The sequence below is a fragment of the Nitrosospira sp. TNL300 genome (assembly GCF_055385915.1).
In genome coordinates, this window is the sequence record NZ_AP041005.1 from 18302 (window position 1) to 33179 (window position 14878).

Here is a 14878-nt window from a genome sequence, read left to right on the forward strand (position 1 = left end):
GGCAGTCCATCGACATACTATGTACTATGATCTGCCGATGCTCCTCCCGAATAAGAGAAGAATACGAACATGACCGCGATTTATCCCCTCGCGCTGGTGGCTCTTGCGTCGGCCTCGTTTTTGCCGCTCTTGCCGCGCGCCAGCGCGAAAACTCCCGAGCAGGTTTTTACGGAGGAAAGGGGCCGCATCGTGTCGGTTGATATGTTGAATGCACGGGGTGAGCTGGTCGCTCAGGGCAGTGGGGTGGCGCTGGGCATAGACCAGGTAATCACTACCTGCGATGTCGCTACTCAGGCAGAAAGCGCATGGGTACGCTGGTCGGGAAGGGCATTCAAGGCCACACCAGCGCCACCGCAGACACATCTCAATCTTTGCCGTCTGCATGTTGCCGATATGCACGCTCCACCGCTTGCTTTAGGTAGCGCAGAAAAGCTCAGGGTGGGACAGCCGGTAAATGCAATCGGTCTGCCTCTCGCAAGGCTCGGCGGCAGGTTGAAAGGAAACAGCAGCGAGGAAAGAAGGAATGGGCGCGACAGGGTTTGCCCGATGTGCGATGAGAGCAAAGCCACGGGATTGCAGGAGGAACATCGACGTGACCCGATCCTGAGCGAAGGCACGGTGGCGGCAATGCGCCCCTACGCAGGGTCCCGCTACATGAGAATCTCGGCACCCCTCCTGCCGGGTTTCAGCGGCGGCGGATTATTCGACGAACAAGGCCGGCTGATCGGAATTCTCTCGCCGCAGCGTGTAGAAGGCGAATCGCTTGCTTTCGTACTGCCGTCGGATTGGCTTGGCAGTCCCCCGGAAATAGAAGCCCCGGGGTCAATGGACTCAGGGTCAAGGGATCCGGGGCATGGTCTCGCCTGGCTCAATCAAACGCTGGCGCTGGAAAAGAAGGCCGACTGGCGCAGGTTATTGAAACTCTCGCAGCAGGAGGTCAGGCGCGACCCATCGAATGCCGCTGCCTGGTTTAACGTGGGGATTGCTTCCTGTAATCTCAAGCAATATTCCCAGGCAGTCAATGCATACCGGGAAGCCATCCGTCACCATGCCGGCTATGCCGATGCCTGGCATAAACTCGGAGCGGCCTACGCGAATCTCAAAGACTACGATAACGCAATCCAGGCCTACGAGGATGCTCTGCGCATGGATTCCGATAATGGCGAGGCCTGGTACGGCCTAGGCAATTCTTACCATAACCTCAAAAAATATGCGCACACCATTCATGCCTACCGGCACGCGCTCCAGATCGACCCGGAAAATTTCAGGGCCTGGTACAAGCTGGGAGTGACCTATGACGAGTTGAAACTACACGGCGAGGCGGTCGAGGCATACCGAAAAACAGTGGTGCTCCAGCCGGAGAATACGGATGCCTGGTACAACCTTGGGGTGGACTATGCCATTCTGGATGAGCGCGACAGGATACGCGAGATCTACCAGACGCTGCGCAAGTTGGACCCCTCCAGGGCCGAACGGTATTTCAACACTTATATCCTCCCATGAACATCCCCGGTGAATGTTCATTAGAGCGGAAGAATGTTTCCAGCACGGATAAAACAGGTGTCCGCTGAACACGTTGTCATTTTTCCCCTGCTTTCCCGCGGGGGTCACGTATGCGATAATCGACCCATCTTCAAAGGAAAAAATTTCATGGACGAAAACAGAAGCAAGGCATTGGCGGCAGCGCTTTCCCAGATCGAAAAGCAGTTCGGCAAAGGCTCGATCATGCGGCTGGGTGCAAGCGACATCGGCAAGGACGTGCAGGTCATCTCCACCGGTTCGCTGGGTCTGGATATTGCGCTGGGAGTGGGTGGCCTGCCACGCGGGCGGATCGTGGAAATCTATGGGCCGGAATCCTCGGGCAAGACCACACTGACCCTGCAAGTAATTGCAGAGATGCAAAGAATGGGCGGTACGGCCGCATTCATCGATGCGGAACACGCACTGGATTCGCAATACGCGCAAAAACTCGGTGTCAATGTTCAGGACTTGCTGATCTCGCAACCGGATAACGGTGAGCAGGCGCTGGAAATAGCCGACATGCTGGTGCGCTCCGGCTCGATCGATGTGGTGGTTGTGGATTCCGTCGCGGCCCTCACCCCGCGGGCGGAAATCGAAGGTGAGATGGGCGAGCCGCAAATGGGCCTTCACGCCCGGTTAATGTCGCAGGCGTTGCGCAAGCTCACCGGCAACATCAAGCGCAGCAATACCATGGTGATTTTCATCAATCAGATACGCATGAAAATCGGTGTCATGTTCGGCAGCCCTGAAACCACGACCGGAGGTAATGCGCTGAAATTCTACGCATCCGTGCGCCTCGATATCCGCCGCACCGGTTCCATCAAGAAGGGCGAAGAGGTGATTGGCAGCGAAACCCGGGTGAAGGTGGTCAAGAACAAGGTGGCGCCCCCCTTCAGGCAGGCGGAATTCGATATTCTCTACGGAGAAGGCATTTCGCGCGAGGGCGAAATTGTCGAGCTGGGCGTGCAGCACAAGCTGATTGACAAATCCGGCGCCTGGTATGCCTACAAGGGAGACAAGATAGGCCAGGGCAAGGATAACGCGCGCGAGTATCTGAAAGAGCATCGCGACATTGCCATGGAGATCGAGTCGAAAATCCGGGCGGCTGTCGGAGTTTCCAATCCTGCCGAACCTGCACCCGTGGAATGAGCGCGGCAAGCGGCGGAAACGTGGCGGCATAGCTTTTTAGATCCCGAAAGTAGATTCCCGAAGGTGCCATGACGCGCGCGCCCAGTCTCAAAACCCGTGCGTTGGGTTACCTGGCCCGGCGTGAGCATTCGCGGCTGGAACTGGAAAAAAAGCTCGCACCTCATGCGGAAACTCCGGAAGAGCTTTCCTCTGTGCTGGATGGGCTCGAGCAGCGTGGATTTCTGTCGGCGGCTCGTCTGGTCGAGCAGATAATGCACATGCGCAAGGCCAGGTTTGGCAGTTTGCGAATCGTGCAGGAGTTGCGCGAAAAAGGCATTGAAGAGAATTTGATCGCCGCGGTCCTGCCTGATCTCAGGGAAGCCGAGCAGCGCAGCGCGTACGATGTATGGCGGAAAAAGTTCGGCGCAATACCTGCGGATGCGAAAGCCTTCGGCAGGCAGACACGGTTTCTGTTGGGGCGTGGATTCAGGCCGGAAGTGGTGCGCCGGGTGTTGCAACATCCCGATAAGGAAGAAGGTTGAAAAATCGCTTGCCTCACTTGTCTCGTTTGTCCCGGCGAACGGTTCAATTTCTACAGGTCACGTTCCTGGCGATCGCTCTCGGAATTTTGCTGGGAGGTTGCAGCCGCATTTACGCCACGCCTGCCAACGAAGTTAATACCTCTCCCGCAAATTTTGATGGGAAGGAGGTAGTGCTTCATGGCGAAGTAAAGAATCCTACCCGAATCCCGCTGATCAATATGAAGTCTTATGTATTGAAGGACGAAAGCGGGGAGATCGCAATCCTCACCGGCACTGATTTGCCGAAAAGCGGAGAAGAACTGACCGTCAAGGTGAAGGTCGAAAATCTTGCGATCATAAACGGCGAGCCCCTCGGAACGACGATAACCGAAATAGAGAGGCTTAATTGGGCCCCCAGGGATTGGATAACCCGGGCGCGGGAAGCAATCCATTCCGTCCTGTTCAGTGAAGCGAGATGAAAAGCAGCGAAGTACGCCAAAAATTTCTTGAATTCTTTGAGACGCACGGTCATACGATCATCGCATCCAGCCCCCTCGTGCCTGGCAATGATCCGACATTGCTGTTCACCAATGCCGGCATGGTACAGTTCAAGGATGTATTTCTCGGCCAGGACAAACGTCCCTACGTGCGCGCGGCAAGCGCGCAGCGCTGCGTGCGCGCGGGCGGCAAGCACAATGACCTGGAGAATGTGGGCTATACCGCGCGCCATCACACATTCTTCGAGATGCTTGGCAACTTCAGCTTTGGAGACTACTTCAAGCGCAACGCCATCAGGTTCGCCTGGGAGTTTCTCACCGATATCCTGAAAATTCCCCCGGAGAGATTATGGGTTACGGTTTACGCCGAGGATGACGAGGCCGCCGATATCTGGCTGAACGAGGTAGGCATCGATTCTTCACGTTTTACCCGCATCGCCACCCAGGACAACTTCTGGCAGATGGGCGACACCGGCCCTTGCGGTCCCTGTTCCGAGATTTTTTACGACCATGGTCCGGAAATTCCTGGCGGCCCGCCTGGAACACCGAATGCGGACGGCGATCGCTACGTGGAAATCTGGAATCTGGTGTTCATGCAATACAACCGCGACAGCGCGGGGACCCTGCACCCGTTGCCGCGCCCCTCGGTCGACACTGGCATGGGCCTGGAACGCATTTCCGCAGTGATGCAACACGTTCACAGCAACTATGAAATCGACCTGTTTCAGGAATTGATCCAGGCTGCGGCACGAGCAACCAGCACAACCGATTTGTCCAGCAGTTCGCTCAATGTCATTGCCGACCATATCCGCGCCTGTTCTTTTCTCATTGCCGATGGCGTGATTCCAGGCAATGAAGGTCGCGGCTATGTCCTGCGGCGCATTATCCGCCGTGCCATTCGCCACGGTTACAAGCTCGGACAAAAACAGCCTTTCTTTCACCTGCTGGTGGAAGACCTGGCAGGCGTCATGGGGGAGGCCTATCCGGAACTGGTGGAGGCAAAGACGCGGGTGGCGGCGGTACTGAAGCAGGAAGAGGAGCGCTTTGCCGAAACGCTGGAAAACGGCATGCAGGTGCTGGAAGCTGCGCTGCGGCGTGGCGACAGGATGCTGGATGGCGAAACCCTTTTCCGTCTCTACGATACCTTCGGCTTTCCGTTGGACCTTACTGCCGACATTGCGCGCGAACGCGGGATTGCCATAGACGAGACCGGGTTTGACCAGGCAATGGAGCGCCAGCGCGAGCGCGCACGCACCACCAGCAAGTTCATCATGCAGGAAGCCATTGCTTATAGTGGTCCCTCAACGAAGTTCCATGGATACGAAAGCCTGCAACAGGAAGGACAGGTTCTTGCTATCTATAAGGAGGGCAGCCGGGTCGAGTTTGTCGAGGCGGGCGATGAGGCGGTGATCGTGCTTGATAAAACCCCTTTCTATGCCGAGTCTGGCGGGCAGGTAGGGGACAGCGGTGAACTGCTCGCTGCCAACGGCACCTTTGCCGTTGCCGACACCCAGAAAATCCAGGCGGATGTGTTCGGTCATAAGGGATTGCTGCGCAGCGGACGGCTGGCAACAGGCGATACCGTGCTGGCGGAAGTCGATCGCATCGCACGGGCGCGAACGGAGCGCAATCATTCGGTCACTCATCTTATGCACAAGGCATTGCGCGAAGTATTGGGTCACCACGTCCAGCAAAAAGGCTCGCTGGTGGATGCGAATAAAACGCGCTTTGATTTTGCGCACAACCAGCCCGTGACGGACACCGAAATCCGTAAGGTGGAAATGCTGGTGAATGCCGAAATTCTCGCCAATGCTGCGACCGAAGCGCGCATGATGGCAATCGAGGATGCAAAGAAATCGGGTGCCATGATGCTGTTCGGCGAGAAATATGGCGATGAAGTGCGTGTACTGGATATCGGTACTTCGCGCGAGTTGTGCGGTGGCACCCATGTCAAGCGCACCGGCGACATCGGCCTCTTCAAGATCGTGGCCGAATCAGGGGTGGCCGCCGGAGTTCGGCGTGTGGAAGCGGTGACCGGAGAGCGGGCGCTCACTTATATCCAGGAGCAGGAACTGCAATTGCAGCGCGTCGCGGAAGCGGTGAAAGCGCAACCCCAGGATGCCGCTGCACGCATTACCCAGATTCTCGATAACGTGAAACATCTGGAGAGAGAGCTGGGGCGCATGAAATCGAAGCTGGCCAGTTCCCAAGGCGATGACTTTGCTGATCGGGTGCGCGAGATAAAAGGCGTGAAAGTACTGGCGGTGTACCTTGAAGAGGCAGACCCGAAAACCCTGCGTGAAGCAGCGGACAAGTTCAAGAATAAATTCAAATCCTGCGTGACAGTGCTGGCTGCCGTTGAAGATGGGAAAGTCAAGCTGATCGCAGGCGTGACCAGCGACCTGACAGTCAGGCTCAAGGCAGGTGAACTCGTCAATTTTGTAGCCCAGCAGGTGGGCGGCAAAGGGGGGGGCCGCGCCGATCTGGCGCAGGCAGGTGGAACCGAGCCCGATAACCTCCCCGCTGCCCTGGAAAGTGTCGCCAGCTGGGTCGAGCAGCATCTATAAGCAAGCCGTCTCCAATAACCCCTTAATAACCCCTTAATAACCCCTTAATAACCCCTTAATAACCCCTTAATAACCCCTTAATAACCCCATTGAATATCGATCAGGAATGACTAGTAAACACGCACGCCTTCTCATCCTCGGTTCCGGTCCTGCCGGTTATACCGCCGCGGTCTATGCCGCCCGCGCCAACCTCAAGCCCATGCTCATCACTGGCCTGGCACAGGGAGGACAGCTCATGACCACAACGGAAGTGGACAATTGGCCCGCGGATGCGATGGGCGTGCAAGGCCCGGAACTGATGGAACGCTTTCAGAAGCATGCGGAACGTTTCGATACCGAGATCATTTTCGATCACATTCATACAGCGCGGCTCTCGGAAAAACCTTTTACGCTGATCGGTGATCAGGGTACTTATACGTGCGATGCGCTGATTATTGCCACCGGCGCTTCTGCGCGCTACCTGGGGATGCCATCCGAGGAAGCGTACATGGGCAGGGGGGTTTCGGCCTGCGCCACCTGTGACGGCTTTTTCTACAAGGGGCAGGACGTGGCCGTGATAGGAGGCGGCAACACAGCGGTAGAAGAGGCGCTTTATCTTTCCAATATTGCTCGCAACGTGACTGTCGTTCACCGGCGCGATAAATTCCGTTCCGAAAAAATCCTGATAGACAAGCTGATGGACAAGGCAAAAAACGGCAACATCAAGCTGGAACTCCACTATGTGCTTGACGAAGTGCTTGGCGACGAGGGCGGTGTTACGGGAATGCGCATAAAGAACGTTCTTGATGGTTCGATCAAAATTATCGACTTGCAGGGGGTGTTCATCGCGATTGGCCACAAGCCGAACACTGATATTTTTCAGGGCCAGCTAAAAATGGAAAACGGTTACATCATGACTCAGGCGGGAGCACATGGTAATGCCACGACCACCAGCATTCCCGGCGTTTTTGCGGCGGGCGACGTACAGGACCACATCTACCGGCAGGCGGTAACCAGCGCGGGATCCGGCTGCATGGCTGCGCTGGATGCCGAAAAGTATCTGGATGTTCTGGCCTGAGGCGGCGAGCGGCAATCAGAACGGGACTTCCGTATAATTTGCCAATTCACGCGCACCTTGGAGGCTTCCAACGGGGTCGATATCCGGGTTATACATGACCTGAGGGGAATTGGCCCGAGGGGAATCATGCAGGACCGAGATGAGACGGCGGGAAAGAAAGCCTGACATCCATACCACCACGCGGGCAGAAACTGCTGCCGAGGGCGATAAGCGGGAGGGAACCGCTGTATCCGTCGGGGATAATGATGCTGCCCTGTTTCGTGACGCCATGCGTGACGTCGCGCCCCTCGCCCCAACCGATAAAGTCCTCCTTTCGGCCAGCCATCCGCCACCCATACCCCTTCAGTTTCAACCCGCCCGCTCTACTGCCCATGACGCGCTATCGGATGATGTCCGCCCGATGGAGTCCGGTGATGAATGGGCTTTTTTGCGCCCCGGCGTCTCGCGCCAGACCTTGCGCCGGCTACGGCGAGGCTATTGGAAAATAGAGGCACAACTTGACCTGCACGGGCTTACGCGGGAGGAAGCAAGGCTCGCGCTGGTGGCGTTCATGGATGCGAGCGGCGAAAGCGGCAAGCGCTGCCTGCGGGTGATACACGGCAAGGGGTTCGGATCGCAGAATCGGGAGCCCGTACTGAAAACCCGGATTGGCGGCTGGCTCTCGCAACGGGAGGATGTGCTGGCTTTCTGTCAGGCAAGTCCGGCGGAGGGCGGCAGCGGCGCTGTGCTCGTGCTGCTCAGGGCACCCTCGGGCAGTCAGTCAGCAACCCCATGAATATCAAGGATATCCAGGGACACTGCTTAAAGCGACTTGCTTAAAGGGTGGGCTTGTTCTCGTGCATGTAAGTCTTCTCATGCACTTCCTGACAGCGTACACAACGTTGCGCCGTGGGATAAGCCATGAGCCGCTCGAACCCTATTTCGCCCCCACAATCGATACAATCGCCGTAATCCAGCTCTGCCAGGCGTTTTAGCGCCGCTTCCACCTCGCGCATCTCGTTCACTTGGCGATCTACGAGGTTGGCATCCACGTCCACCAGCATATCCGCTACCGAAGCATCACCCGGATCAGCGACACTGCCTGCCAGATCAGCATAGTGCTGGTCGCCCGAACTCTCCAGTTCGTCCCGGACCTCTTCCCGCAGTTGCAGATAGCGCTGTTGCAGAACTTCCTTCAACTGCGCCAATTGCTCTTCAGTAAATTGTGCCATGATAAATTCCTTTATGATCGAGATTGCCGGCTGACAAACCCTCAGGAAAGAGGAATTCAGGCTAGAAATTCAAAATTCAGAAACCGTTCACCCTTTTCAAATCCTCGATCACCTCGATAGGATTGCGTGAAGGGCTTGCGGATAAATAGATTTTCGCGATCCTGCCCTGGGGATCGATCAGAAAAGTATTGCGTTTGGCTAAATTACCCGGCCTGCCATCCCCTCCCAGCGAATGGTAGCGCGCCGCCGTCTCACCCGTGCTATCCGCAAGGAGCGGGAACGAAAGAACATATTTCCTCGCGAAATGAGCATGGCTGGTGGAGTCATCCACACTCACACCCACTACCTGGGCTCTCAATGCCGCCAGCTCAGGGATATAATCGCGAAATCCGCGCGCCTGCTCAGTGCATTCCGGGGTATCATCCTTCACATAAAAATACAAGACCAGCCACTTCCCTCGAAAATCCTCCAGCGTCCGGGTTTTCCCGTCCTGGTCGGGCAGATTGAAATCCGGCGCGGGCTGCCCCACTTCCAGTGGAGCGGGTGGCTCTGCATTTGCCACATGATTCAAAAAAACCAAAGCCAGCGCCATGAGCGCCGCAACTATTTTCCCTGTTTTCATAAGTATCTCCAGTTTTTTAGAGCATGGAGCAAGGCGAAATCTGGCGAAAGCATCTCAGCTTCCGCACCGCTGCAATAAGGGCAATGTTACGTGCAATAGATTGATTATAGAAGAGTAAGCAGCACCGCGCTCATCCTTTTGCATTGTACTTGCCTCTTCTCCCTGCGGGTCTTGAGCATTATCCTAATTCATAGGAACTTTTCCCGTTCACCCGTGAATCCAGAATTCTTCGCCTCCCGTTCGCCCTGAAACTGTCGAAGGGAGCGAACGGTTCAGGACAAGCCCGTCAAAGGGGACGAACAGTGCTCAGGACATGCTTGTCGAAGGTCGAATGGATGCATAGTAGGGCTTTTCGAAGGAATCGAACTGTGCCCCGGACAACACAACTTCTATTCGAAAAGCAAATAAACGTATAGTGAGTAGAGCAAAGCGCGGCCTGCTGATGAAACGTATGGCTTGATTTGTTCGATGCCTTGAGAGCTTCTCCGAAGCTCACCCTTCAGCCCGCATTCAATTTTCTTACTGGCAGCGCCCACGTCCGCAACAGCACTGCTGCTACCGCCGCCAGTCCTCCCGCGAAAAAGAACGCCGTGGCCGCACTCTGAAACTGCCAGAGCGATCCGAACAGCAGCCCCGCGGGGATTGCCGCGAGTCCCACCATCAGGTGATACCAGCCAAAAGCTGTCCCCCGTTCCCGCGGCAGCGCGTAATCGCTGATGATGGCGCGCTCCGCTCCCTCGCTCATGCCGGCGCATAAACCGTAAAAAATGCTTACCGCCCATAATCCGCTACTCCCTGCTACCTGACCCAGCATCAGGAACGAAAGCGAAAACGTGGACCAGCCTATCAGCATCAACGTCCCGCGCCCCAGACTGTCCGCCAGTTGCCCGCCCCAGATAGAGGTTGCGGCTTTGCAGAGACTCAGCGCCGACCACAGCAGCAGTAATTCCACGGTTCCAATCCCTAACTCATGTCCCAGCAGCAGGATGAAGGTTTCCGACGCGCGGGCAAACGTAAACAGCATCAGCACCAGAAGATAGCGACGCATGGGGAGGGATAAGAGCGACCAGCGCAAAGGTGGAAGTTCAGGAGGAGCTGGACGATGACTGGCCGCATCCTCCTTATCCTCCTTATTTTCCTTCACTCCCACACCGAGCAGCAGCACGGCGATGACGCCTGGAACCGCGGACCAGAGGATCACTTCTGTCAGGCTCAAGCCAGACCATGCCAGCACAGCCGCCGCGGCCAGGCTGCCTGCAACGGCCCCGCCGTTATCCATCGCGCGATGGTAGCCGAAGGCGTAGCCGTGCATTCCCGGTGGCGCCGCATCCGCAACCAATGCATCCCGCGGTGCGCTACGCAAGCCCTTGCCTACCCGGTCGATGCTGCGCAATACCAGAATCACGAGCCAGGAGCCCGCCAGCCCGAGCATTGGACGGGTAATGTTCGAAAGCGTATATCCTGCTACCGCAAGCCCCTTGCGCCGGCCGCTCATGATATCCGAGTGCCGTCCCGCCCACAGCTTGAGCAGGCTCGCCACCGCATCCGCAACGCCTTCGATCAACCCGAGCGCTACCGGTCCTGCCGCCAGCACCGTTGCCAGCAGGATCGGAATGAGTGGAACGACAATATCAGAAGCAAAATCGTTGAAGAAACTCACCAGCCCGAGAACGATCACGGTGCGGGGCAGTTTTTTCTGGGGAACAGGTTGCTGGAGAGGTACTATCTGGTCGGGTTTTTCCATACCCGAATATTAGCGTAAAATGCGCTGTTACCGCCCTGGTAGCTCAGTGGATAGAGCGACCCCCTCCTAAGGGGTAGGTCACACGTTCGATTCGTGTTCAGGGCGCCAAATTAACGTTTTTAAACAAAAAGTTAAAAAATATTTTAATGCGTTAAACTTGGTGAATTGATCTCCGTGCAACTATAGTGCAACCTTACAACTCTTTTAACTAGGTGAGGAGTTGTAAGAAAATGGCTATTCAATTAACAGCACAGCAAGCAAAAACTGCACGTATCAACGCCCAATTGTCGCAAGGTCGTGTGGCAAGCGATCTCGGCATCAACCGTTCCTACCTTTGCCAATTCGAGTCAGGCAAGTTACTGTTTGACGATGCAACCCTTAATCGTCTTCGCGATTATTACTCCAAAACTGATGCAGGGCTTGACTCCGGCGCGCATGTATCTTCCACGCAATTTAACGGTGACGGAGAAGAGAGCAATAGGTTGCATGTGCGCGATGGCTTTTTACTTCCGCCCGAAGCGGACGAAGATCAAGTTGACGCGCTACTTAGCGAATATGCTGAAAACCGTCGGCGAATATCCGACATTTGTAACATTGATCTCAGCAATTCGGGATTTTTGGGATTTGGCGTAGATGAAGAAAAAGGCAGCCATTACGCGGACGAGGTCATGGGCCTCATGGCCAGAAATTACATCATCATTGAGGAGCTCCAAGGTCATGGGGTTGGTCTTGCCACCACAGCCGAAAAGGTAACAAAACTACGGTACGCGACTTCGTGAGACTTCGGTTAAAGCCATTTATCGTAACCTCTGCTGGTCCTGCTGTTTAGAGCTCGAGTTGGTGTTTTCAGGAGGAACATTCGGGACGTTAGGCATATACGCAATAGATTCAGCTACTTATCATGTGTAAACGTCTATCTCCTTATAGTTTGTACGGGACAAGTGTCCCATACGGTCCCAGTGTCGCGAGTGTGCTTGGAAGCTCCAATGTCACGTTGTGATTGATAATGCCCCAAACGTCCCGTTGTCCCATAACAAACTTTAATAAAACCGTCTACCGCTGCAAACGTCGTTTCAGTGTGTAAGCACATTCAATAAAGAAAGTGCGACCCTTAGCGGTAACTCGTGTAGTCCGGCCTAAAACTGAGAAGCTTAGATCAGTTCTGAGTAATTAGCGTGCCATCGCTTTTTATAATCCGTTAAAAGCCCGTCCTTGATCCGTTAAAAGCCCTCCTTGATTCGCGAAGGACACCTAACCGGTTAATGTTTATAATCTTATCTATTTTAGGCCCCGATTAAGAAGGGTTGATTATGGCTATATTTGCCACTAAGTAGTGCTCAGGGAGAGATCGTGAAAATAGATGAGATTGCAAAACAATTAAAAGGAAAAAGAAAGAGTGTTTCAGATCTAGTCCGCTTTATATCTACGCAAACTGAACACATCCCAAATTACACGCTTTTGCTGGGGGCTGGTTGTTCCATTACCTCAGATATAAATTCTGCCACTGACCTTACGCGACAATGGCGCAACGAACTTTGCGGGACGATTACTGATATTGAGGAACAGAGGGCTTACTTAAAACAAGAGCATGGCGATTGGTATGACCCGGCTCGTGAATATGCGTCACTCTTTGAAAAGAAATATGATTTGCAACGGCAAAGGCGCATGTTTGTAGAAAAAGAGGTATCGGGAAAGATTCCTTCTCTTGGTTATGCTTACTTGACCGCTTTAGTAAATCAAAATTACTTCAACACAATATTTACCACAAATTTTGATGATCTAATTAATGAGGCGTTTTACTCATATTCAGATAAACATAAACGACCGATTGTATGTGCGCATGATTCATCAATAAATAGCATAACAGTTACTTCTAAGCGTCCAAAGGTTATTAAGCTCCATGGGGATTATCTATTTGACGATCTGAAAGCGACTACACGCGAGACGGAGTCGCTAGAGCAAAATATGAAAAGAAAGTTCTCGGAGTTTTCAAAGGATTACGGATTAATTGTCATCGGGTATTCTGGCGGCGACCGCTCAATAATGGACACTTTGACGTCCTTACTTAAGAGTGATGAGTATTTTAAAAGTGGGATTTATTGGTGCATCAGAAAAGATAGCGAAGTTTCTGAGGAACTAAGAAAATTATTATGGAAGGAAAAAGTTTATTTTGTCGAAATAGAGGGATTCGATGAATTTTTTGCTGAGTTGTATCACACGATTAATAAGGGCGAGGAATTACCTTTTTCTACAATTTCCATTTCACGTCGTCCTACAGAAATAGTACATCGCCTGCTGAGCATGCAAGGCAAGTTTCCGACAGAATCACCCATCCTGAAAAAAGCCCATGAACTGCTAATGAAGCAATCTAAAAGAGCCACGCTGATGGAAATGGTGTATCCATCGGAAACGAACGAGTTCAAAGACGATGAAAAATTCTCAGATGATGAGTTAATTACCCAACTTGAGATACAAAATCTGATTGAGTCTGGAAATTATCAAGAGGCTATTCTTAAAGGTCGTGCTGCCCTCCGGAACATTATTAACCCTGCTGCTAAGCGGCGAATGCTGACTTTAATTATTCAAGCCAATCGCTATTTAGGGGAATTAAGTGAGGCTGTTTCTGTGGTCGAGGAATTAATTTTATTCCAGCCTCATAATCCAGCCAACTATCTTCTAAAGTTAGGTCTGTTGTCAGATCGATCAGAGAAAATCGTCTCGGTAGAGAAGGCTATTGAGGTAAACCAGTACTTCGCGAGAAGCTATTATGAAAAAGCCGCCCTACATATCTCGGAAGCCAGGTCGAGCTATGGAGATGATTGTAAGCAAGCAGTTGAGGTAGCTCAGGAAGCGCTAAGAATCGGTCTTTTAAGAGACCCATCAATACATAACCCCTGCTGGGCTTTGAAGTTCAGCTTAATAAAAGAGTTTCAGAAGGATAAACAGATACGTGATGCTGAATTAAACAAAATAATTCAGCAACTGTGCGAGATGAATCCTAACTCATCCAAGGTCCTGACATTAAGACAAGAACTGCTTACAGAAGAAGACAGAGCAGAGTTAGACGTATTGCTTGGCGACATTTCTAGGATTAAACAGCGTAGCGACCCGACTCTGCATGCAGAGCTTGACATCATTCGTTTGCAAAGCACTGCCACCTGCAATAACACACAGGAAATAGCGCGTGCATTATCATCAGTTGTATCAGAGCATGATCTGGTGAAGAATCATGAGTTAGCGCTGGTTGTGGCCGAACTGACACGTGAAAAACTTGGCCAAGACGACGACGCTATTACATTAATGGAAAATTGTCTCAAGGCCGGGTTTGATGCGAGCGTTGCGCGATGTTTAATTGAAACATTAACTGACCTTGGAAGACGGGCAGAAGCCGAAGAGGCATTCAAAAAATGGCGCCATCGCCTACCTCTAAGGGTGTCGGTTCAGTTGCACATTAACATCCTTGAAGAACGGAAAAACTTCGAGGGCATGTTAAACGAACTAAGGAAGTCCGCCTCTTTTTACGACAGGCATAATATCCATCTGATGTACGTGATGCTAAGGATGGGAGCTTATGAAGAAGTCAAAAAATTTGGGAAAGAGATACTCACACCTATTAATTTTTCTCCAGAGGCAGGGTCTGAAATAATAAATTATGAGCTCGCAGTCAAGAGATTGGGCTCGAAAGTAAACGTTGACCGACTTGAAAAAGTATTGCAATTTACTAGTGCTTTTTCAACAAAGGCGGCTGTGTACGCACTTTTGGATAATAAAAAAGAGATGATCGAAAACATAAAAAAAGAAATGAAAAGGGATAAAACATTTAGATTTCTGGCAGCCCGCTGGCCAGTATTTGATACAGTAAGAACGACGCCAGATTTCTCGCAAGCAATAAGTCTGAATACTCCGGCCCCAAAAAATGCACCCTTGATCGCAGAAAATGTAATTAAAATAAGTGCGAATGGGTGATACGCAATTTCTAACCCTTACGCTACCTGATCAATAATAAATTT

The 14878-nt window shown here is 52.8% G+C and carries 12 protein-coding genes and 1 tRNA gene; 10 read left to right on the forward strand and 3 right to left on the reverse strand.

From position 1 onward, the window contains the following. The first annotated feature begins 69 nt into the window (after positions 1 to 69). From ACZ5BW_RS00095 to ACZ5BW_RS00125, 7 genes are all read left to right on the forward strand, one after another. Positions 70 to 1503, forward strand: a complete 1434-nt coding sequence (locus ACZ5BW_RS00095) for a tetratricopeptide repeat-containing S1 family peptidase (protein ID WP_464541323.1) — start codon at positions 70 to 72, stop codon at positions 1501 to 1503. Between the two features lie 147 nt (positions 1504 to 1650). Continuing rightward, complete coding sequence (gene recA / locus ACZ5BW_RS00100; protein WP_464541326.1) at positions 1651 to 2670, forward strand: recombinase RecA; 1020 nt, start codon at positions 1651 to 1653, stop codon at positions 2668 to 2670. Positions 2671 to 2738: 68 nt separating this feature from the next. Further along, on the forward strand, positions 2739 to 3191 hold the full coding sequence (gene recX, locus ACZ5BW_RS00105) for a recombination regulator RecX (protein ID WP_464541328.1): 453 nt from the start codon (positions 2739 to 2741) through the stop codon (positions 3189 to 3191). Next, positions 3188 to 3649 (forward strand): hypothetical protein, encoded by a 462-nt coding sequence (locus tag ACZ5BW_RS00110; RefSeq protein ID WP_464541330.1) that lies wholly within the window; start codon positions 3188 to 3190, stop codon positions 3647 to 3649. The genes recX and ACZ5BW_RS00110 overlap by 4 nt, the downstream gene beginning before the upstream one ends. Continuing rightward, positions 3646 to 6234 (forward strand): alanine--tRNA ligase, encoded by a 2589-nt coding sequence (gene alaS / locus ACZ5BW_RS00115; RefSeq protein ID WP_464541332.1) that lies wholly within the window; start codon positions 3646 to 3648, stop codon positions 6232 to 6234. Before ACZ5BW_RS00110 ends, alaS begins: the two co-directional genes overlap by 4 nt. Positions 6235 to 6340: 106 nt before the next feature. Next, positions 6341 to 7291, forward strand: coding sequence for a thioredoxin-disulfide reductase (trxB, locus tag ACZ5BW_RS00120; protein ID WP_464541334.1), 951 nt, complete (start codon positions 6341 to 6343; stop codon positions 7289 to 7291). A gap of 139 nt (positions 7292 to 7430) precedes the next feature. Beyond that, positions 7431 to 8066 (forward strand): Smr/MutS family protein, encoded by a 636-nt coding sequence (locus ACZ5BW_RS00125; RefSeq protein WP_464541337.1) that lies wholly within the window; start codon positions 7431 to 7433, stop codon positions 8064 to 8066. A gap of 40 nt (positions 8067 to 8106) precedes the next feature. On the opposite strand, the gene ACZ5BW_RS00130 is transcribed toward ACZ5BW_RS00125, so the two are convergent. From ACZ5BW_RS00130 to ACZ5BW_RS00140, 3 genes are all read right to left on the reverse strand, one after another. Next, positions 8107 to 8502, reverse strand: a complete 396-nt coding sequence (locus tag ACZ5BW_RS00130) for a TraR/DksA family transcriptional regulator (RefSeq protein WP_133668765.1) — start codon at positions 8500 to 8502, stop codon at positions 8107 to 8109. A 76-nt stretch (positions 8503 to 8578) separates the two neighbouring features. Next, the gene (locus ACZ5BW_RS00135) at positions 8579 to 9124 is read right to left on the reverse strand and encodes a peroxiredoxin (RefSeq protein WP_464541340.1); all 546 of its coding nucleotides are present in this window, start codon (positions 9122 to 9124) and stop codon (positions 8579 to 8581) included. Positions 9125 to 9623: 499 nt separating this feature from the next. Further along, positions 9624 to 10868, reverse strand: coding sequence for an MFS transporter (locus ACZ5BW_RS00140; RefSeq protein WP_464541342.1), 1245 nt, complete (start codon positions 10866 to 10868; stop codon positions 9624 to 9626). 32 nt (positions 10869 to 10900) lie between these two features. On the opposite strand from ACZ5BW_RS00140, the gene ACZ5BW_RS00145 reads away from it, so the two are divergent. The 3 genes from ACZ5BW_RS00145 to ACZ5BW_RS00155 all read left to right on the forward strand — a co-directional run bounded on the left by ACZ5BW_RS00145 (position 10901) and on the right by ACZ5BW_RS00155 (position 14834). Continuing rightward, a tRNA-Arg gene (locus tag ACZ5BW_RS00145) sits at positions 10901 to 10976 on the forward strand. Between the two features lie 122 nt (positions 10977 to 11098). Beyond that, positions 11099 to 11647 carry a helix-turn-helix domain-containing protein gene (locus tag ACZ5BW_RS00150; RefSeq protein ID WP_464541344.1) on the forward strand — a complete coding sequence of 183 codons (549 nt, stop codon included), beginning with the start codon at positions 11099 to 11101 and terminating at the stop codon, positions 11645 to 11647. A gap of 571 nt (positions 11648 to 12218) precedes the next feature. Then, complete coding sequence (locus tag ACZ5BW_RS00155; protein ID WP_464541347.1) at positions 12219 to 14834, forward strand: SIR2 family protein; 2616 nt, start codon at positions 12219 to 12221, stop codon at positions 14832 to 14834. Positions 14835 to 14878: the final 44 nt, after the last annotated feature.